The organism is Pseudoneobacillus rhizosphaerae (assembly GCF_917563885.1).
Taxonomy (GTDB): Bacteria; Bacillota; Bacilli; order Bacillales; family Cytobacillaceae; genus Pseudoneobacillus; species Pseudoneobacillus rhizosphaerae.
The window spans coordinates 121,997-143,341 of sequence record NZ_CAKJTG010000007.1; the positions used below are offsets into that span (position 1 = coordinate 121,997).

A 21,345-nucleotide genomic window follows, 5' to 3' on the forward strand; every position below is an offset into this window, starting at 1 on the left:
TCCTCCTAATTAGATATCAAGTATAGATTGTGTACGTGACTGAATGTTTTCAAGCCATTCCAGACGACTCTTTGTTTCCTTTATCATTTTCTCGACATTTTGATTATCTGTGGCAAATCCTTCTAATTCTTCTAATTTTTTATCTAGAACCTCATCAAGCTCAACAAACTTCTTACTAAAGGCTTTCTTTATTTGACTGCTTTGTTTCTTTGCATAATCTACTGCGCTATCACGGTTATTAAATAATTGCTTTTGAATAGGGGCAAAGAATTTCTGAGTCAGTTCGGAACTATCAACGTATTCCTTCTTTTCATAAACATCTTTATATTCGCCTGACTCCTGGAACCATGTCCATGGCTTATACCACGCTTTACTTGAATTTGCTACCCATTCCTCTCCGACCTTTACTTTTTCTGTTTTAGTAAGAGTGCCTACAAGGTTTGTTAATTGAGAAAGGCCATCCATTTCCCCATCTAAAATCTCAAATGGGTTTAATTCCACTGCACCAATCTTTACATCATGGGCCAACTTTGAGATTTTTTGTTTGTATTGGTTAAGCAAATCTTGTGCACTTTTTTCTACATGATTGGTAATAACATTTTCAAGTTTAATTTGAATTTCTGCCTGAAGACTCTCGGTAAACTTTACAAATAATTGGCACAAACTCTCAGCATCTCTACGTGTTAGTTTCGATTCTAAATTAGAGGTTTGGGACGTTATTTTCTTTTGGGCTTCCTTTAAAATAGAATCTGCAATCGTAGCAATTTCCTTATCATAATTAATAGCATCAACCATCGCCTTAAACTTCTTTGCTTCTTCTCCACTTTTTAATTTGGATTTGATTGAATTGATTTGTTCTAATATCTCTTTTTGTTTATTTTGATTAGAGACGATTTCCTGTTTCGTATTCTCAAATGATTTTGCACTTTCAAGTTTTTTCGAGAAAGTGTCAACAATATTTTTTATTTTTGCTGTTTTTGCATACTTGGCAACGTACATGCGAATGGCAGATTCAATTGGGATAATACCGGTATGAATAAGAGCCTCTGTAATTTGATCCTTTGACTCCTTAGCTGCTGCTAATTCTGATGTAATTTCACCACGAATACTTGGTGTTAATGGTGCATAGGTTTCTAAGTGTAATTCTTGGTTTCGATTTAATTTTCTTATCTTCATAATAGCTTCCAATATATTAGGGTCAATATCGTCATCCATTAGATTAATATTCTTTAAGTCTACATCCTTTAAAGAAGTTCTAATATCTAATGCCGGCAGTGCTGCTGCTGGATAAATATTAGGATTTTTGATTCCTTTATCTTCTAAGTATTTGCGCACCTTTTCAATTGATTGGCCAACGCTGTCCTCACCCTGTTTGAAATCATCCAGTTTATTGACCACAAAAACAAATCGATCTTTAGATTGCTTTCCACCTACTCGCATACTATCAGCTACATGGTTCAATAGATCATTATCATCATTTACCGCTAATTGAGTTGCATTTAAGATATATAAAACAACCGTCTTAGAGGATTCTGATAACATACGATAGGTTGCCGCTTTATGCTCCGGGTCTCTTGAATTATTGGGCCCTGGTGTATCAACTAGTACTAAGGAAATATCATCAGATGAGACAAAAGGAATATCCCCATCCACTTGAACAGTAGAAACAGCTGGATTACCATTTAAACTCTCCATCATAGAAAAAGTAAGCTCAGGATGAGCAACAAGCAAGTTACCATTTTGGTCGTAGGCTGTAGCTCTAAAGGTATCTAGATCCTTATCTTTTATCTTTGTTATCGTAGCCGTACATGCTTCTTGCTTCGCAGGCATCATCTTTTTTCTAAGAAGAGCATTAATCAAAGTAGATTTACCGGCACTCATAGTAGCGACGACATTCACTTCAAAGTCACTGCTAGCTGCCATTTCAAATGCGCGCTTTACATCTGGTTGCTTCAATTCCTCAAAAGGCCCATTTTGAATATCGTGGAAAATCTGTTCAATCGCCTTTTCTTTGTCTTTTACTTCTTTAGCTGGGATATGCTCACATGTTATTTGAATGCCCTTTTCCTTAGCTTCTCTTGCAACTGATACTAAATCTTCATAATCTAAAATCGTTCCATGAAATTTGACCTTGAAGCTTTTGGTGTTACACTCATCTACTAAAATTTGCGGTAATTCCTCTATCCATTCTTGTAGCCTACGATCATCTACTTGTAAGGCACTATTAGCTTTTACAGGCTTACCATCTATTAAAATATTTGTTTCCACTTTATAAGGATTGTATTTAATAAATATTTCTCTCATTCGTTCGTAGCTCCTTGTGAAATAATTTGTTCTAAACATAATAAGCCACTGTTTTTTAATAGCTCAATGTCTGGAGATTTTCCTTTGGTTTTATTCAGCTTTCTAATAACATCTTTTGAGTAGAATTGGGACAGGTTATATTCCTCTTTACTAAATTTATTTTTCAAAAAAAGATAATCATCTGTCTCATCTTCATCAAGCGCCACATCAAATAGCTTTTTTTTAGCTAAGACCCCCGCATAGGAGGAGACCGGACAAATGAGAGGCTCCTTTATTCCTAGTTTCGTAAGGTCTTCCTTTAAATGACCTATACTTTCTTCGATAGAATCCTGTGGAATCCTAAAGCGATCCAGTTTATTTATTACAAAAATCAGCTTATCTTCTTCCACGGTTTCACAAATAAAACGAAGATATTTAAGATCGTCTGTTGTCCCCATGTTCTCTGCATTAATTACATATAGTACCTTGTCGTAATTTTCTTTCACAATTGTTTCTTCAGATATCTTGGTATGATCTTTGTTTAGAGATGAATTAATCCCGGGACTATCAATAATACATAACCGAGATTGTCTTTCTACCAATTGCCTGAAGGAAGTTGAAACATACTTTTTTATATCTTTGTTATCACGATCATCTTGTAAGAGTGTAGTCTCATTAGCGTTCAAATTTAAATTTTTATCGAAACCATATGTAAAACCATCCTCAAATGCCTTGTCAAAAATGTAATGCAACTTTGCTGTACAAGCATCATTCATCGTTCGCGTGACAGTTCTGCCAACTAAAGCATTAATAAGGGTTGATTTACCCGCGCTCATCGTAGCCGTTATCAGTATTTTTTTTGGCTTCTGATTTACATACGTTTGATTTTGCTTCCAAGATTCTACTTGATAAGTTACTTGATCCAAACCATTCATGAGGGGCTTATCTTGATAAAGTACAGAAAATAATCCCTCAAGCTTCTTGTGATAGTGCTTATTGATAATGGTTTTAATCTCATTGAGTAATGTGGTAGCTTTCAAAGATTCCCTAAAACAATTAATAAAAAATGTGTCACAGACTAGCGAATAGCGGTATGTAAAAAGCTTAAAGCCTTTAAACTTTATTCCCGTAACACCTTTTGCTTTTCTCTTTATTTCTTGTTCTCTATATGTATACTGTTCAATATCCTTACCAAGAAAAGCAACTTTGTAGTTTGCTAACATCGCTTTTGAAAATTGATTATCGCTATATTTTCTAACAAAATACTCTAATACGTTTAAGTACCTCACCTTATATTCGACTTTTTCTAGAAGGACTGGATGCTTTTCTAGAAAATGCGAAACGGATAACAAATCAACTTCAAAATCCATCTCAACACTCCTATATTTAGTAATACGAACTATCTAACATTATACTACTATACAAAAAATGAATTTTGTCGAATATTGTAAAATTTTTGTTGCTTTTGTAAGTTTTTGAAGGAAGAACATGGGGATAGCATTGACTGTTCTCGTGATTCACTTCACTTCTAACTACTTAGCTCAAAAGACACTGAATGAAGCACGAGAACTGCCCACATTCCTCTTTCCTTTTCTAAAAAAAATCTAAAGTTCTTCTTTCAATTCTATCTTTCTTAATTTGAAATCTAACATTTTGAATATTACAATTTTTTAATTACGAAAAATGATAAACTACTACTATGATAATCTTCGACAAAATTTGAACTTTTTACAAGCTGGAAAATGTTTAAGTGTTTGATATTAATATTTACTTGATTAGGGAGGATAAAGTCATCATGAAATGGAAGAAGTTTAATTTTAAGAAAAAAGAAAAGACGAATACTACTAAAACTCCTAAAAGTAATATGAAATTGACGATTAGGAAAAAGTTATTAGGTGGTTTCAGTGTTGTTTTATTATTAATGTTACTAGTTGGTGGCTCTGCGGGTTTTCAGTTATTAAAGGTTAATGAGCATTATAAGCAGTTAATAGAAGAAAGAGTATCCACTTTACTTGCTGTGAAGGATCTCAAGCAAGAGGTGGCCAATCAGACCCTTGCAAGCCGTGGTTATTTAATCTCTGAAGACCAAGAATATTTACTTCAATATGAAAATTCATTTATGGTTTTTGAAACCACTTATGCCGAGTTACTTGAGGTAAATACACAACCTAAAGAAAAACGATTGATGAAGGATCTTCAAACGGCTTATGAAAATTATCAAGCAGTCATTAAAGAATCCATGGATTTAAAAATGGCGAATGATACAGAAGGTTATATTAATCTAATGAGCACTAGTGCAAGTGATTCTGAAGCACAGTTCATGATGGTAGTGGATGATTTAGTTGCTTACCAAGTGAGTCAGATGGATAAAGGAATCGAAGACACAACCGCAGAAGTCATGGTTGTACAATGGACCGTCCTTATCTCCATTATCGTTGCTTTAATTTTAGGAATAGCTATTGCTATATGGAATAGCAACCAAATTGTTGGACCAGTGAAAGCAGTTGCTGAAGCCATGAAAAAGGTTGCTGCAGGTGACCTAACAGTAGAGAAGGTAGTGGTTCGCTCAAAAGATGAAACCCGAGAGCTTGGTGATGCGTTCAATCATATGACAGCTGATTTGCTAGCTGTGGTTGGTGAGGTTCGGGAATCGGCGAGCTCAGTTGCTACAAGCAGTGGAGAGTTAAGTGTAACGGCTAAGGAAAGTAGTTCTGCCATTGAAGAGATTTCAAAAATGGTCCGCCAAACTTCAGATGGAATGGAGAAACAGCTGCATGAATTTGGTGAGGTACATCAGTCTATGAGCCAAATGGCCAAGGGAATCACGCAAATCTCGCAAAATGCTGAGGACATGCTGCAATCAAGTGAAACAGCAAATGGGCTCACGAAAGATGGTGGGGAGTCCATCCAGCAAGTTGTCGACCAGATGAAAAAAATCAATGCTTCGGTTGAGCAAACAACAGGTGTGATTCTTTCGCTAGGTAATCGTTCGAAGGAAATTCATGAGGTTGTAGATTTTATTACCCAAATCGCCGATCAAACGAATCTATTATCATTAAATGCTGCGATTGAAGCTGCACGTGCAGGTGAACATGGTAGAGGATTCGCTGTTGTTGCCGATGAAGTTCGTAAGCTGGCAGAGCAAACGAGAACTTCAGCTAAGGAAATTACCAATATGATTAGCCTCATTCAAAAGGAGACAAATCAGGCTGTTGAATCAATGGATAGCCAGAATCAGGAAGTCGATAAAGGTTTAGCGTTTACGCAGGATGCCCAAGGAGCATTCTCGCAAATCGAAAATTCGATTGAGGTTGTGACAATAAGAGTTGAAGAAGTGTCCAGCTCTATTGAAGAACTAAATCAATTAAGTATCCAAATCATCCAAACGATCGACAACGTTCAGCTTATCGCTGAAACGAGCGCAGCAGCATCCTTAGAAATCAGCTCAGGGACTGAAGAAAATGCAGCAAGCATCCAACAAGTATCATCAGCATCCCAAAACCTATCTGAATTGGCTGAGCAACTTCAGAAACTTGTGGCTAAGTTTAAGATATAGTGGAACATGGGGACATTCTGCTAAAAACATAGGGACGGTACTAACGTCTCAACCATACGTTTTGAACAAAAAAAGCCCAGCTAGGCTATGGTTCTAGTTGGGCTTTTTTCTATTGTTGTCCTCTCCTTTGGCTGCTTTTCGGCTCATGAGAACTATATGACCAAATAAAATATTATTATAGTTTATAAATTGTATAGTATATGAATGTATAAAAAAATGATTCACTCAAGCCTCTAAAAAAAACACCCTTTCCCTAAAATATCTTTAAGAAAAGGGTGTTTTTTATTTACGGACTAATCACTACCTTGGTATCAATCATTTATATGTTGTTTAATTATTTCTTCTTACCTTCGTTAGTACTATAGTAGAATTTAGCTGTAATTGATCCATCCGCATTTTCCGCGATGTCGGTTACATGAATTCCAGAATCTGCTGGAGTTGCCCCATTACCTTTCCAGAAATAGTACGAACCAGTATGAACATTACCTGAATTAGGTGTTAACTTGTCTCCAGCTTTGAAGAAGTCACCAGAATCCCCACGGTTTACGTACTTCTCTAAATCATAGTTTCCATCAGCTTGAAGAACAGAAAGTCCATAGTGCGTTACAACTGTACCATCCGCTGCAACTGCAGATTGATTATATTGGAATCGCTTATTCATCCAGTTCTCAACATTATTCGGACGGAAGCCTGCTGTTTGATATAGTTTGATGATATTTTCATCCACATGCCAAGCAACTAAGCCTTTTGAATCTACTCCTTGACGAATTAGACCTTTGTTAAAGCCATCTTGTTGGATATTTTCAAATAAGAAATATTCAGTACCGTTTGATCCAGGTACTTCCAGCTTAACAATACCGTTATCCGCACCCGCTTTATTAATAGCAGGTAAGGTAATTTTTTGTATACCACTTGCAGGTGTTACTTCAATTGGTTCCGCCCATCCTAAGAAAATCTTGGAGAATGGATCAAAGTGAGTTGGTGAGTTTCCAGAGTACGCTGGTGCATTTGGATAACGCATCCAAGAACCACCTGCCATCATCGAGTAGTTTCCAACTCCCTCAGATGTATAAACAGTATCATAGAAATCTGGTAAGCCAAGAGCATGACCAAATTCATGGGCATAAACACCCGTTTGAGCTGGGTATGGACCTTGTTTTAAAGAGTCCTCATAGCCACCTGTTGCAAGATTATAACCTGCAACGTTTCCACCTATACCAGGCTGGATGTTGTAATTGTTTACAAGCACTCCGTCATATGTCATATCCTCAGCAACCGTCTTGTTAATCCAAGCGCCTTGGCTCATTCCAGCATGTACATCGGCTGGTTTACCAGTTTCATAGTATTTACCATAGTACAATGCACTTAATAGACTCCACTTATGTGACCAGAATTGAGCAGGATCTTGGCTAAACTCAGCACCTGTCCCTTCATGAATAACGAATATATTAGGGACTTCTCCATTTTCAGCATATTTTGAGAAATCAACTTGGTCGTCTGCAGCCTTTAAAAGGTCTCGGATAAATTCACCAGTGTGAGCGTCACCGTTAACATTTCCAAGCACATATGTACCGTTTTCAGCATATGTTCCTTTTTGATCTAAATAGTAGGAAGCACCTTTTGGTAACTCAACCCAAACAAATTCAGTATTTTCTTTGCGGACTAGATTGATTCTATCATTACTTGATTCCTTATAAGCGTTTTGCATCGTACGGTCTTTCGGTACGTTTGGACCATCATATTGCTTAAATTGATCTAATTCATAAGGATTATATTCCGTTCCAAAAATTAAATCCTCGTAATACTTAGCTGGAACTTGACCTTCCATATCCCCAACTGGTTGATCACCGTCTTTATACTTAGCTAATAATACTAGTACCGGTACATCACCAGTAGCCGATCTATAAACAACATGATTATCACCAGCCTGCTGGAACTTTGCTCCATGGTTGGCTATTTTTTCAGCTGGATCGGCTTTTGAGACATCTGCCCCTAACTCTTTCGCCTTTTCAGCTAATTCCGGAGATGCGCCTACATAATGAGCTAGACTAAAGTCATATTTGCTAGTTTCATTTGCGGGGACCCCACTTTGTTGAAAGCCTGCTAGCGCAATGCTACCAACTAAAGCAAGAGATAAACCTGTTTTTGATAAAACTTTTAACAAGAACACCACTCCTTTATATTTAATACGAACTAAATATATCAGACTAGTCTGATAATAAATAGTTAAATCGTCCTACATGTTTCTACAACTCATTTCTCATTCTTTTTTCATTATGATATTTAATTCTAACATTCTATTTATAGCGACATATAAATTAACATATACCACCAATTTTGTCTTATCTTCTTGGGTCCTATTGTCAATGCTTGTAGAAAGGTTCTATTAGAGGCTGATAGTTACCAATAATATCAATAAAGAGAAGTGATGGTATCACTTCTCCCCTACAACCTCTACCTCCAGGGTGTAGGTTGACACTTGACTTATCTTACAATCTTATTCTAAACACTTTACTGGTTATCGGCCGAAGGAATTTAACACCCTGTTTGGTATACATATCTCCAATAACATGAGACATATAAGCAAGCGAAGAGACCAAGGCTATTCCACTTATTCCTGTACTTTTTTCTAATAAGTAGGACATTCCTACCCAATAAAATAATGCCCATATGGTATGAGTAGCCCCGCGGTGAGAAAACCATCCCGCTCCCCCGATAAAGAAGGCAAACATCACTAACCACCCAATCTCATTTGATACAGAATAATAAATCAGAACTAAACCAATTACGCTCATTAAGATATTTTTTAAGGTTTCCTGACTTCTAAGCGAAAATCCTAAGACTACGGCACCGACACCAAATAATAGAAGTTTATTTTGAAGAGTAAACCATTTTCCTGTTAAAAATGGTAATGAATTTTCGTCTAAAAAAGTAGAAACGACAGACAATATCATGAAGGCAATTGCAATAACAAGACCTACTTCTTTAAACTGTTTAGCTGTTTTTGTGACACGTCTATTTAATAGATTGTTCCCATCAAGGTCAGCAGCCAGAGAAGCTATTCCCGTTGTAACCAATAAAATCGGTATATGTTCAGGCGGTTGATTAAATGAAGCTATAACCCCAATCCCTAGACCCACCGCTAAATGTGTATGTCCTTTCACAACTTCCCCTCTTTTCTTACATCGGATAATTCTCCAATTTTTCTATTAAACTCTTACTAAAAACTAAAAACACCTCCAAAAGGCACAATGGCATTATACAATATGATCTATCTCTTAGGGAGATAAGATGTGATAACAAGGATATCATGATCTCAACAATGTTGAGCGAACATAAAAAAAATCTACCGTTTAGCACGGCAAAGGATTAGGCTCAGATGTAGTATAAAGCCGAAGATTATCTACGCCAATTTATTAGTAAATAATTTGTAACTAAATACCAACTTCTCCGTCTAATCGCTTAGATAAGATTAATTCCAGTATTATACATGTATCAATTTCGGTTTTCCACAGGCAATCTTATACTTTTAACTGAGGTGTTTAGAATGAGAAAAGCAAATAAGAACTTTATTACTTTAACAGCGTTAACTTTTGGCCTTTCATTTGGTTTCGGACCCTTTCACACAGATGCTCAAACTTTGCCAACCAATGAAAAATCTGTTATGTATACGTTGGCGAGTGAAGATTATAAGCTGATTACAATCAAAAAAGGCGATACCCTTTATAGCTTAGCTAAAAAGTACAAAACGACTGTTGCCAATTTAAAGAAATTGAATAATCTTAAGTCTGACAAGATTATTAGCGGGAAAAAATTAAAAGTACCAACCGTTGCTACATCAGGCAAACTGTCTCTCAAACTACAAAAAGGTTTTGCATTAGAGCAAGAGGAACCTGGTAAGAGTATTCTTTTATACCAAAAAGACACGACTTACTTTGCCCGAATCGAAGTTCTAGATAGTAAGGCAAACATGAATCTAGTAAAAAAAGAGGCGACTGAATACCTCAAAGCAACTGGGAAAGTCCAAGTGATGAATCCAACTCAAGCACATCCATTTTATAAGGGCGCGGTATTTTTCTTGCATGCTTCTAATAGTAAAGTATCTCAAAATCTAGTTGTTAAAAAGGTAGACGGCAAATTGGTTAAGTTTACAATCCACTTTGCTAATAAAGAAGCATCAGAAGGTATCACACCGTATATGATTGATATCTTATCGACGGCAAAATTTTAAGATACAAAAAACACCCCCTGCTTTAATTGTCACCAGTTTGTAGGAAATGAATTAGCCACCTTGATTACAAAGTGAATATTAATAACATATAAACAGTTTTAAATTCACATTACTAATCCGGGGGTGTAGTAATTGGTTATGTATAGTCTAGATATTTGTGATAAGAATTATTTAGTTTCAGGAAGATGGGGAGATTCCTATACCTTTACTTCCAATTATGAAAAAAATGTATTATCCCTAATAATAAAAGACCATTCAGGATCCATCATCGCCAAGTGGGAAGGGAATTGGATTGTTAGACCCTTCTCTCCTAAAGCACAGAAAGCGGCCAGAGACATTTTAGAATTTTTATATTTTCGAAACTCAGTTAGTCAGTGGATGAAAACAATCGGGTGAAGCTTAATAGCGTTTTGTTTGGAGAAAAGGCTTGTACTCCAAGCCTTCTCTTCGGCAACATACCTAATTTACCTAGTAGGTAGCCTAGCCCATTACAATCATTTCATGATAATCCTATCCCTATAGTGGCGCAGAAATTCCTACTTGGATGATTGAGCCAAAATAGGAAATATTAAACCTACATAATTGTAGGAGTGATTAGATGAACCTAAGGGAAAACAATGATGAGAAAGAGCCTCAATTTAAAAGTGGGGAGCAAATGAATCGGCTGGAAAAGGGATTATATGCACTTGATCCTGAAACCAGTCTACTTTCAGTAAATTTCGCTCCTAAAGAAAACCCTTATATAAATGAACATTTTAATGGCGGGGAAGAGGATAAAAGTCAAAACTGAATTACTTTTTAGAAGCACTTAAAGTATCGGGACGGTCCGAGATCACTGAAACAGTGGGGTTTTCACAAAAAATTAGAGTTTTCTAGTGGTCTCGAACCAACAATTTGCATTTTTCAAGTTAATTATATTAAGTTTTGTAGCCTGTGGTAAAAGAATGACATTGGCCTGGGTTGTTTTCGCAGGCAAGTTCAATTTCCTTTTCAATCTACTGTTTCAATGTTTGGACTGACATGAAGAAGGAAACTTCGCCCTTCGACTTCCTTACATCAACGATTGCTCTTTTTACCTTCGAAAACTTTAAAAGCCTCCCTAGCACATCATTATTAAAACTAACCCTTCCTCCCACTTCTTATGTAAACCATGTGTAAGATCTGCTTGATCACTAACCACTCCCGGTATAGAGTTTGTTCTAGGCACTGGAGCTGGCTCGGAACATTTGGTCCTTCTAGCTGTCCGTTGGTGCCACTTTAATCGAATAAAGTTTCTAATCCAACTACTAACCATAATTGGATTATGACGATAGATTTATCTTCCCGACTTGATTATTATTATTAAAGTATTTTGTTGCTTAGTGAAAGAATTTTTCGGGAGCAAACTCTTATCTGGATAGAACTTTTAATATTTTGGCACTGAGGTAGCAAAAAAGGATCACAGTTCATTGAACTGTGACCTCTTTTTAAAAAATTTATTTAATTTGGAAGTTACCACCGGCTTGAGTTGTTACACCCTTATTTGTTGCGTTCACATAAACATTGTAATATCCAGGTGATAGCTTTTGTCCATTTACCGTTCCATCCCATGTATAGAATTCGTTATATCCTGAAGGGATATTTTCCAGTTCATCAATGACACCTATGAAAGAAACTGGTGCTCCAGCTGATGTAGCACTATAGATAAACACAGTAGCTGACTCTGCCCCAGTAGGGAAATAGCCATAAATCGAAAACTTATCACTGCTTTCTTGTGACACTCCAACGCTCGTTACACGAGGATAATTTGGTTCTTTTACAAAAAGAATGGTTGGAAGATCAAACGTTTCTGTCCCATTACTTATAACAATTGTACCTTCATAATAGCCTGGTGCAAGCTGTCCAGCATCTACCTGGACATTTAAGTTCACTTGTTGTGACTGACCAGCATTTACACGAAGATTGTTGCTAGCTAATACTTTTATTGCATTAGAGTTTTCGCCAAAATTAACATCAAATGTATACGTTTGACGTTCTGAAGAAAGGTTCTTAATCGTAAATTGTTGTTTTTCTACTTGTTTACCTTTATCTTTATAAAACGTTCCAAATGAATGGCTACCAGGTGTCGCAAGTGTCTTAGTATTTAACGCATCCATTACTCGAATGCCTCCAGCACCTTGAGTATTATGAGGATATGCTTTGCCAGTTGCTGGATCCGTTAATTTTTCAGCCGTATTCATTAGTGCTGCTTTAACATCATCCACATTCCAGCTTGGATGAGCTTGTAATAATAATGCTGCAGCACCAGCTACGTGTGGAGATGCCATACTTGTTCCTTGTTTTGAGCCATAGCCATGAGGGTTCGTTGCATTATGTGTTGGAATCGTACTAGTGATATTTACACCAGGTGCAGACACATCTGGCTTAATCATCCAGGTTCCAAAAGCAGGACCACGAGATGAGAAGCTTGCCATTGCTTCACCAACACGTTGTGAGTGTGTAATATTAAATGAAACTTTGTTGTTTCCTTTTTCTAATTCAGCGAGAAGCTTTTGCCCGTCTTCTAATGTCGTTTTAATGGTTGGAACAGCTATACCAGGAACATCAGCATGTTCGCCAGCAACGTTATTGTAAATAATCGCACCAACTGCGCCTGCAGCTTTTGCAGCAGAAGCTTTGTCAACAAATGCTATTCCTGCTCCACGGCTAATTAGAGCTATTTTTCCAGCTAGATTTTTCCCTACAAAGTCTGCAGGAGCACCCATCTCAACATGAACAAATTCAAACTCTTTTCCATTTAAAGCCAATAGTTCAGCGTCTGATGGGAATCCTTGAACTTTTGCAGATGGATAAGAAACTCCTTCTGTTGTAGAAATCACTGAATTATATAAGTTATATGGTAACTGAGTTGCACCAACGGAAATTGCTTGACGGGAAGTACCCGGTGAACCTACAGTCCAGTTATTAGGACCACTGTTACCATTAGAGGTAACCGCAACAACGCCTTCAGACATTGCCCAGTCTAAGGCAATACTTGTCGCCCAGTCAGGTGCATTTAATGAATTACCTAATGATAGGTTCATAACATCCGCACCATCTTGAACAGCTCTTTCCACACCGGCAACAACATTTTCAGTTGATCCGCTTCCACCAGGTCCTAATACACGGTAAGCAAGTAATGATGCCTCTGGGGCAACACCTTTAATTGTACCGTTAGCAGCAACTGTACCTGATACGTGAGAACCGTGATCTGTTGAGGCACCTCTCGGATCATTTTTAGGTGTTTCTTGTGGGTCTGCATCGTTATCAACGAAGTCCCAGCCTTTATAACTTCCAAAGGCATGTGCTAAATCAGGGTGGGTATAGTCTGCACCAGTATCAATAACCGCTACTTTAACACCTTTTCCTGTTACCCCAGCACTCCAAGCGGCATTTGCACCAATATGTGGAGCACTTGCGAACATTTCTGGGCTATATGCCTCTTCTGGTATGACTTCCCCTTCACCAACGCTATCTACCGTATATGTAAGGTTAGGATATACAGCTTTCACTCCTGGTAAAGCAAGAAGTGCAGGAATTTGATTAGCAGGTAGTTCAACAGAGAAACCGGAAAATACATAATCATATTCGCGGTTTACTTTTGCAGCTTTTACTGCTTTATTAAGGTCAGCTTTTACTTGGTTACGTGCCTTTGTAAGATTAGCTTTTGTTTGGTTTTTCCCTTTGTGCTTCGCCTCAACAATGGATTGTTCTTTTAATTCTACGATGACTGAGGTCATTTGAGAGGATGATAAGTTATAATCACCAAATAATTCAGCGAGCTGTGCAGTTGCCACATTATTTGCTGTGTTGTTTGCACCTACCCCCGTTCCAAATGGTGCTAAAGATACTAAAAGTGCGGAAGACATAATCATAGACTTAAATAACTTTTTTTGCATTTTTACCCAACAACCCCTTAGTCTGTTTTATTTTGTGTGTTATTAAAAAGACACCCCTCCTATACCTACGCACACAAGTCCGAATTTATTAAACATTTATTTAATTCCGTCAACATTAGTAATATTCCTGCGTCTAAAGAACCAATTATTTCGAGTAATTTAGTCGGAATTAGACAAATATTGCATCAAAAAGGATAGCAGTCGATTAAAGTTGATAGAAAGTGGCATAATCTATTATAAAATGAATGAAGATTGTCGTAATCTTTTAGGTAGGATTGGTGTTAGATGGTGAAATCTATCAGTTAAAACCAAATCCATTCACCGTAAAAACTCCTATTAAATTCTAACAATAACAAAAACCGGACAAAACAGGGGCACTGAATAACTAGTGTTTTTCAAAGAAGTATTGAACGTTTTAAATAAAAAGACAGTTCAAATTCATTTTTGAATTTTGAGCTGTCTTTTGTGTTTTTGTGATAGTTCTATTTCCTATTGGTTCATTAGTGTCAATTTTCTTTTTACATTCACTGCGAAGATAGCCATTTCCCCTTGTAATTGCTTGCCATTTAGACCCGAGGATTTTGCAACATCATACCCGTGTCTGTGTTTTAATTCGCTATTTTTAGCTTCTTTTTATATTGCTCTTTTGACTTTTCTTAAAATAGTCGCTTTCTTGAAATTTATTTGTTCTCTTTATGTACATCGGATTTTATCCTTACGGAGTAGCTCTTGGTTTAGCACCTTCCTTAAAACATCTTCTTTCATATGGACAAGATTTATATTTTCCCAAATCAAAATAATATACGTATCAGTTTGATTTTCACTTGCACCTATCTTATCTATCAACCGTTTTACATAAATTATCAACTTACATTTAACTTAAAAAATGCAAAGTGACGGTTCGAGAGTACTTTAAAACGCAAATTACTAGAAATTCTAGTAATTTGTGTTTTATTTTAGGTGGAATTAGACTATTGCCTTGAGTTATGGTTGGATAATCGTTTTTCAGGAGTGTGTCTTTAGAGAAATGTTAGATTAAATTTAAACTAAAAGATGGTTATTTATGTAAAATTAAAGAAAAGGAGTTTCTAAAAAGGGGGGTAATGATTGGGAATATCAATTGCAGCACTTGATAATGTTTATTTTCTTGCATTTTTTTATTTACTAATAGCTTCATTTCTAATAATAGTTTTGTTTACTGTCATTGGTATAGTTCGAATGAATATGACAACGTATTCTAAATGTCCAAGTTGCTCTGAGAAGATTGGAAGCGGAGCCATTATTTGTAGAACATGCGGTGTGAATATTAATAGTATTATAGGTTCGCCTAATGGATCAGAAATGAAGATGCGAAGATTTATAGACTACTTCGATAATCTCCATCCCTATCAAGTCCGAAATATTACAAGTCTAATTTTCTTTATTTTCCTTTTACTCTTTATCATATTTGTCTTTGTAAAATATTAGAGAGGCATGATACACGCCTCTCTAATACAACGATGCCAGATACTCCCCCACCAACGTGTCCTGAACCCTCTCCTCATGCTTAGCCAATTCCCTATCAATCTTCTTATTCTGCTCTACAGTTAGACTGATTCTTGAAGAATAGAAGTTTTGACTGTTTAAAAATTGAATTCGGTAGGCATTTGGTGGATGGGTGTAATTTAATTTAGATAGCTCTAGTTCGGAGACTCTTTTCAGTCTGCGAAATTCTTTGCTTGGTAACTCTTCTACTTTTTTTCTAAACTGGTCTAAAAGACTGGACGAACTATTCGTCACAGCAGCTTTACGAACAACATGATAAAAAATCTGGTCGAACTGGATTTTTTCCATTAAACTAATCGAAGATTTTGTTCCTGATAGTTCCGCGCCAACTAAGTCGGCAAAATATTCAGCTCGCTGACCATCATGCCACAATAAATGGATGATAAGCATAAATAATACATAAGGAATAAGCGCTAATCCCTTCATGAAAAAGCCAGAGATAATCCCAAAGATACCTTCGATTTCATCCACATGCTGCACATCCAATAAATCATACCAAGTAGCTAGTGTGCCAATGGCTCCCCCTACAAAAATCGATCTAGCCACGTCGTTATTCGCGAAATGGCCAATTTCATGTCCAAGCAGCGCCATCCGTTCGTCTTTAGGTAATATAGTAAACAACGGCAGGCCAATGGTTAATATTCGCTTACCCCTAACTCCTACCGTTCGAACTGAAGCATTAAACTCCTGATCAATGATGATTCCATCAATTGGGCGAACCCCTGCTGTCTCACATAATTTGTCCACTACATGGTATAGTTCAGGGAGCTCCTCCCGGGGCACAATCTGCTCACTTTTATCCAATTTTCCAAAACGTGGTCTAGTAACCCAACTCAATGCTAGTAAAAAAAGCCCCAAAACCGCAAACCAAATACTTTCCTGCCATTGGGCAATAAAATAAATACTACTAACCAAAAAGAACAAACTTACCAAATGGACAGCCGCGGCCAAAACATAGGCAGCAAGTCTTGAAAAACTAAACCCCGGCCGCAAAGACTGCCGTTCACTAACTTGCTGGAGCATCGATTCACCAAATCTTCGTCCTAATTTCTCATAAATCAAATCTAGCTTCTTCACATATTCCTGTTTGTGAGAAGGATTAATATTATATTCACAAGCTTCGCACCAAACAATATACTCCTCATCCCACCCCATATCCGCTCCACAGGAAGGACAGATTTCCGAACCTTTTATTTGAACACTCACACTCATTTCAAATTCACCTACATCTTAAATTAGTTAATGGCATATGGTCGATAACCGCCACCATGCTTCCTTTTACCCCATTGAAACAACTACAAGAAGGCCAATCACGATTAATGGACCAACGAATATCAATATAGACAAAATAGTAGTTAAAAGGGCTTTCCATGCTGAAAACTGATGTGCTTCTCCTAAACATTTTAAAAAGATAATGATAGCCCAAATTCCAATGACTAGATCGATGATGCCGAAAAGAAAGAATAATAAAGTAAGTGTGGTGCTACTATCCACTACTGGCGTATTGGTTGTAAAATTCTCGATACCAAACAACAAGAGACTTGGCAACCAAACAATTACTAGGGAATAAGCAATTGGTATGTATGAATAAGCTAATGAATATCGAACTCTCTCCGTCGTACCTCTACCACCAACTAAACTTCCTACCCAACGTAGCATAACTGGAACCAGGTAATAATAAGTGGCAGCCCCTATCAAAGTACTAATGATACAAGTCATAATCAATCCAGTCAGACTGTTCATAGAATCCCCTGAATGCCGTTGAGCCGCACGGTCTAAAACCTGCACAAAGGCACCAGCTAAGAAAAGCAGAAATACTCCTTTAGGCGAAGATTGAAAAACTTCCTTCATAGTATCACGTGGCTTTGTCCAAATAGAAAACCACGGATTTAAACCACCTTTAAATTGATCGTCTAATTGAGTTTTCAGCAAAAACATCCCCTTTTTCTAGATATATCCATCTCTATCGTTATTTATTCTAACATTTCTGACAACTGTAATTACATAATAAAGTCTAACAAAATTCTAGCTTTCTATGTAATTAGAAACCGACAAAAAAACTCTGCAACACGAGACAGAGTTTTGAATGAAATATTCCTGATTAGGGGATGGACCTCTAGCCTATTTTAATTAGATACTAACAAGTAAATGAGATACGGGAACCGTCCCCATCGTTTCCCCTATACAGCAGGAAACTTTATGATAACTGTTGTCCCTTTCCCTTTGGTACTGTCGAATTCAATTGTTCCGTTATATTTTTGGGCTATGTTGTAGCAGATCATGAGACCCAATCCAGTTCCTTTATTTTTTAAGGAGTAGAATGGGGTGCCAAGAGATTGAACTTCTGCTTCAGTCATACCGCAACCCCCATCGATCACTTTTATTACGACGAAGCCCTTTTCGCTTTTCGCTTCAACCCTTACAGAGTCACCCTCGTTAGAAACTTCAATAGCATTTTTTATAATATTTATGATTAACTGTTTAAATTCGATGATATTAACGGAAATAGTGCAATTGCCTTCTACATGTAATTCAATCCAATTATCATGTAAAGAACCGTACGAATTGAGCAGGTCGGTAACACTCTGAAGAGCAGCCTTTACATCCAAGGTTTCTGTCTTGTTTTTTCTATCTGGTTTCGCCACGGTTAAAAATTGAGATATGACATGTTCGGCTGTATTTATTTCATCGATCATTAAGGTAAAATGTTTTTTTATATCTGAGTTTAGGTGGCTGCTTTTTTCATATAGTTGCAAAAATCCTTTGACCACCGTTAACGGATTTCGAATCTCATGAGCCACAGCAGCAGCTAATTGGCCCGTTAACTTTAATCGTTCTGATTGCTGCAATTGCTCATAGTAAGTACGTTGTTTTTGAATCCGAACAGAGGAAAAATAAAATATCAAATAAAGGATTACTTGGCTTCCGATAAAATTAAACGCATTCCCTAGGATATCGTTTTGAATATGCGTATACACAATCCCTTGTTCAAAGAAAATAATATAACTAAAGGTAAAAATAATCGAAATACTGTTCAATAGTAAGGAAAAATAAAAGAGTTTGGTATCAAAAAACAAAATCGATATGGCCGGAATAAAGCATAGAAAAATAATACCAGATCCATTATCTGGATATAAAAAGAACATCGTATAGAAATAGGCAGAAGCTACCGTAATAATGATTAGCCTAAAGACATGTGTTTCCTTTTTAGGATAAAGCAAAATACATACGGATAAAATGAAAACAAGTCCACAATGCACGATATATCCTAGATTTCCTTTACTTAATAAAGGATTATCTACTAATAGCCCCATAATCATAAGTGCAATGATGATAAAAATAAAAGCATAATACAATTTATGATTCATATGTAATTTAATTTCTTTCATCTATACACCCTCTTATGTCTCTCATAAATAGGCACAAAAAAACAAATGCCACATTTATAGATTTTAACATATAAACCAGGGAGACGGGGCGATCTCCCAGGCTATGGGTTTAGACCATAAAAGGGAGGCAGAGAACCGTACCATGACTCCTAAAAAAATCTAATATAACCTTCCCCACGTGAATATATTGGTACAAGCGAAGGGGGATAAAAGAATGACTAATGAAGGTTTCATAGATTTTGTTATATACAAGTTATTGTCCATTTGCCTTCAGTTTATTGCTCTTTATATTCTTATATTATTGTGTGAATGGTACGCCGAAAAGAAAGGCTTTAGCCTATTTGAAAGAGCCTGGTTGGTTACTTTAATAACATTTCCAATAGTAACTTTGGTCCTTTGGACTATTATTATTGCGAGATTAAAATTGTTTTAACGTGAATATTTGCTGCCCGGCGGAAAACACGCCAGGTTTTTAACTTTTTAGTAGGTTTTCGAATTAAGTTTACGCGATTTACGGTGATTTTCTGCGCCTAAAACCTGTTGAAAAAAATTTATGCGCCATTTTCAGGTGTCTTTGCGCGGATTTGTGCATGTTATGCGTGTATTTTTTGTATTTATGCGCCTAAAACCCTATACTATGCGCCATTTTCACAGTGCTGTCACAATTTGTTCGTTAAAATAGAAACCAACAAAAAAACTCTGCCACCGAAGACAGAGTTTTGGATGATAAATATTCTATTTCGAGAGTTCACTTGTGAAACAGGAGTAGCCATCCCAATTCTTTATTTCCCCATAACCATCCTAACCATCTCTTCGACCAACACCGGCACGATTTCGAAAGCGCTTTTCGTGTGTAGGCGCTCGGTTCGTTTGTGGGCGTCTTTTCCGAAGGGTCCAATATTTAGGACTGGGGCCTGGAGCTGTTTCATGTCATCGAATGGGATGCTGTAGCTCTCTCCCCAAACAGGTGTGTTGGATTGAAAGGTGGTCCAGCCTTCCTCTTCGTCTACATAATTAAAATAGCTTAAATCACTAATTCCATTAAAATAATGAATTTGTTCGACTGATAGATTGAAAGTTTCATGACCATATTTTTTCGCAAAGTCGATGCATTGTTCTACGAGCTCATTATCCGACGAATTGACAGCCGGATAGTAAGGCGGTGCATAAAGTAACACAATGGCCGGTGCTAGCTCCTGACATTGAATCATCAATGTATCAGCAATCCTTAACGATTTTTCCCGGTCATCCCAAGCATCATTTGCCAGAATGGTAGCCTTCGTCGACTCCAAAAAGTCGCTGCCAAACTTATCGAGAGCATGCTTGAGCAAATCTTCATATCGTATGACCTTCACTTGGCCGACTGGAACGACACCTTGCTCGGTGCAGATTTTATTATAAACCTCATTACATGCCAGAACGGCGTCCACTGCTATCTTTTCAAAAATATCCATCACTTCGGCCGCATTTCGTTTCATTAAAAACACATTATATAAGGCGGCTGCTCGATAAGGCGTTTGAACGGAATACTCCATTTTCAAATCCTTTAGCTGCAAGGTGACCGGGAGTGGTGTCGTTTCACCTAAATCAGTTTCTTGAAAACTCGTGTTCCACTCCATCCGCTGGGTCAAAAAGGAAGCGATAAATGGGGCGGTAATCCCACCGAGTGGTTCGCCTACATGGGTCTCCTTCCCGTAAAAAAGGGCAGATGGCATAATTTTTCCAATTGAGCCTGAATAAACGTAATACTGGGTATCACCCGGCTGCTGGGTAAATACGGGCTCCCCATTCAAGAAAAGGGTATAGTGAAGATCGTGCTTTTCCTTCATTTCAACCAATTTACTAACCGCCGCACGCATACCAGCGGAATTCACTTCCTCATCTGGTACGGTCAACAACAGTAGATTAATGGGCCATTGCTCAACAGACGCTTTTTCAATTAGTCCCATATGCATGACGAGACCCATTTTCATATCCATCGTACCGCGGCCAAATAAATAATCACCTGATTCTAAATCCCGCCTAGCGTCCTCTGGCAGTTCGTTCTTTTTACCGTGAAGCAGCTTCGTTAAAATTTCCGGTTGAAAAGCAAATTCCTCGAGATCACCATATTCCTCCGTATTAACCACATCAAAATGGCTGATCAAAACAATTGTTTTTTCCGCTTTAGGATGTTGATATAGGGCAGTTAGAAACCGACGCCCAAGGTCGGCATCGTGCAAACCAAGGTGACTAGAATTCTCCTGAAAATAGGTCAATTCCTGAAGCTTCCCCTGAACCTTGCTTGGAAAAAGTCGTTCCCCTTCTGTTAGGGTCATGCTTTTCCAGCTAACAACCTCACATAATAATTCCCTTAGTGCTGCTGGTGTTCCCCATTTAAGCTGATTCATTACTAATAACTCCTTCACCAAGGACATGGGGACA

Annotated in this window: 14 protein-coding genes and 1 pseudogene; 5 read left to right on the forward strand and 10 right to left on the reverse strand. The window is 37.3% G+C overall.

The annotated features are described in order from the left end of the window. Positions 1–9: 9 nt before the first annotated feature. Positions 10–2,304: a dynamin family protein gene (locus tag LRP83_RS07635; protein WP_230496101.1), complete on the reverse strand. Its 2,295-nt coding sequence runs from the start codon at positions 2,302–2,304 to the stop codon at positions 10–12. After that, a complete protein-coding gene (locus tag LRP83_RS07640; RefSeq protein WP_230496102.1) occupies positions 2,301–3,653 on the reverse strand; it encodes a dynamin family protein in 1,353 nt (450 codons plus the stop codon). Before LRP83_RS07640 ends, LRP83_RS07635 begins: the two co-directional genes overlap by 4 nt. A gap of 425 nt (positions 3,654–4,078) precedes the next feature. Between LRP83_RS07640 and LRP83_RS07645 the strand changes: the two genes are divergently transcribed. Then, complete coding sequence (locus LRP83_RS07645; protein ID WP_230496103.1) at positions 4,079–5,839, forward strand: methyl-accepting chemotaxis protein; 1,761 nt, start codon at positions 4,079–4,081, stop codon at positions 5,837–5,839. Positions 5,840–6,173: 334 nt separating this feature from the next. On the opposite strand, the gene LRP83_RS07650 is transcribed toward LRP83_RS07645, so the two are convergent. Continuing rightward, complete coding sequence (locus LRP83_RS07650; protein ID WP_230496104.1) at positions 6,174–8,003, reverse strand: M6 family metalloprotease domain-containing protein; 1,830 nt, start codon at positions 8,001–8,003, stop codon at positions 6,174–6,176. Between the two features lie 325 nt (positions 8,004–8,328). Then, the gene (locus tag LRP83_RS07655) at positions 8,329–9,003 is read right to left on the reverse strand and encodes a metal-dependent hydrolase (protein ID WP_230496105.1); all 675 of its coding nucleotides are present in this window, start codon (positions 9,001–9,003) and stop codon (positions 8,329–8,331) included. Positions 9,004–9,386: 383 nt separating this feature from the next. Here LRP83_RS07655 and LRP83_RS07660 point away from each other — a divergent pair, with 383 nt between their 5' ends. From LRP83_RS07660 to LRP83_RS07670, 3 genes are all read left to right on the forward strand, one after another. Continuing rightward, positions 9,387–10,070 carry a LysM peptidoglycan-binding domain-containing protein gene (locus LRP83_RS07660; RefSeq protein WP_230496106.1) on the forward strand — a complete coding sequence of 228 codons (684 nt, stop codon included), beginning with the start codon at positions 9,387–9,389 and terminating at the stop codon, positions 10,068–10,070. 132 nt (positions 10,071–10,202) lie between these two features. Continuing rightward, positions 10,203–10,466: a hypothetical protein gene (locus LRP83_RS07665; RefSeq protein WP_230496107.1), complete on the forward strand. Its 264-nt coding sequence runs from the start codon at positions 10,203–10,205 to the stop codon at positions 10,464–10,466. A 202-nt stretch (positions 10,467–10,668) separates the two neighbouring features. Beyond that, entirely contained in the window at positions 10,669–10,860 is a 192-nt protein-coding gene (locus LRP83_RS07670) for a hypothetical protein (protein ID WP_230496108.1), read from the forward strand. A gap of 685 nt (positions 10,861–11,545) precedes the next feature. Here LRP83_RS07670 and LRP83_RS07675 read toward each other — a convergent pair. Both LRP83_RS07675 and LRP83_RS07680 read right to left on the reverse strand, forming a co-directional pair. Further along, the gene (locus LRP83_RS07675) at positions 11,546–13,987 is read right to left on the reverse strand and encodes a S8 family serine peptidase (RefSeq protein WP_230496109.1); all 2,442 of its coding nucleotides are present in this window, start codon (positions 13,985–13,987) and stop codon (positions 11,546–11,548) included. 489 nt (positions 13,988–14,476) lie between these two features. Beyond that, positions 14,477–14,795: pseudogene (locus LRP83_RS07680) on the reverse strand (transposase); the annotation flags it as partial. A 299-nt stretch (positions 14,796–15,094) separates the two neighbouring features. Here LRP83_RS07680 and LRP83_RS07685 point away from each other — a divergent pair. After that, a complete protein-coding gene (locus tag LRP83_RS07685; protein WP_230496110.1) occupies positions 15,095–15,454 on the forward strand; it encodes a hypothetical protein in 360 nt (119 codons plus the stop codon). Positions 15,455–15,475: 21 nt separating this feature from the next. Here the strand turns inward: LRP83_RS07685 and LRP83_RS07690 are convergent, their stop codons facing one another. From LRP83_RS07690 to LRP83_RS07705, 4 genes are all read right to left on the reverse strand, one after another. Beyond that, on the reverse strand, positions 15,476–16,744 hold the full coding sequence (locus tag LRP83_RS07690; protein WP_230496111.1) for a M48 family metallopeptidase: 1,269 nt from the start codon (positions 16,742–16,744) through the stop codon (positions 15,476–15,478). A 66-nt stretch (positions 16,745–16,810) separates the two neighbouring features. Next, on the reverse strand, positions 16,811–17,470 hold the full coding sequence (locus LRP83_RS07695) for a Yip1 family protein (protein WP_435531333.1): 660 nt from the start codon (positions 17,468–17,470) through the stop codon (positions 16,811–16,813). Positions 17,471–17,712: 242 nt separating this feature from the next. Continuing rightward, positions 17,713–18,921 carry an ATP-binding protein gene (locus LRP83_RS07700; protein WP_230496112.1) on the reverse strand — a complete coding sequence of 403 codons (1,209 nt, stop codon included), beginning with the start codon at positions 18,919–18,921 and terminating at the stop codon, positions 17,713–17,715. A gap of 782 nt (positions 18,922–19,703) precedes the next feature. Further along, the gene (locus LRP83_RS07705; RefSeq protein ID WP_230496113.1) at positions 19,704–21,311 is read right to left on the reverse strand and encodes a M20/M25/M40 family metallo-hydrolase; all 1,608 of its coding nucleotides are present in this window, start codon (positions 21,309–21,311) and stop codon (positions 19,704–19,706) included. Positions 21,312–21,345: the final 34 nt, after the last annotated feature.

What these genes read in the sequence shown, in the direction of transcription:
- LRP83_RS07635 (WP_230496101.1), bottom strand. Translation starts at nt 2,304, where the DNA reads ATGAGAGAAATATTTATTAAATACAATCCTTATAAAGTGGAAACAAAT.
- LRP83_RS07640 (WP_230496102.1), bottom strand. Translation starts at nt 3,653, where the DNA reads ATGGATTTTGAAGTTGATTTGTTATCCGTTTCGCATTTTCTAGAAAAG.
- LRP83_RS07645 (WP_230496103.1), top strand. Translation starts at nt 4,079, where the DNA reads ATGAAATGGAAGAAGTTTAATTTTAAGAAAAAAGAAAAGACGAATACT.
- LRP83_RS07660 (WP_230496106.1), top strand. Translation starts at nt 9,387, where the DNA reads ATGAGAAAAGCAAATAAGAACTTTATTACTTTAACAGCGTTAACTTTT.
- LRP83_RS07670 (WP_230496108.1), top strand. Translation starts at nt 10,669, where the DNA reads ATGAACCTAAGGGAAAACAATGATGAGAAAGAGCCTCAATTTAAAAGT.
- LRP83_RS07675 (WP_230496109.1), bottom strand. Translation starts at nt 13,987, where the DNA reads ATGCAAAAAAAGTTATTTAAGTCTATGATTATGTCTTCCGCACTTTTA.
- LRP83_RS07690 (WP_230496111.1), bottom strand. Translation starts at nt 16,744, where the DNA reads ATGAGTGTGAGTGTTCAAATAAAAGGTTCGGAAATCTGTCCTTCCTGT.
- LRP83_RS07695 (WP_435531333.1), bottom strand. Translation starts at nt 17,470, where the DNA reads ATGTTTTTGCTGAAAACTCAATTAGACGATCAATTTAAAGGTGGTTTA.
- LRP83_RS07700 (WP_230496112.1), bottom strand. Translation starts at nt 18,921, where the DNA reads ATGAAAGAAATTAAATTACATATGAATCATAAATTGTATTATGCTTTT.
- LRP83_RS07705 (WP_230496113.1), bottom strand. Translation starts at nt 21,311, where the DNA reads ATGAATCAGCTTAAATGGGGAACACCAGCAGCACTAAGGGAATTATTA.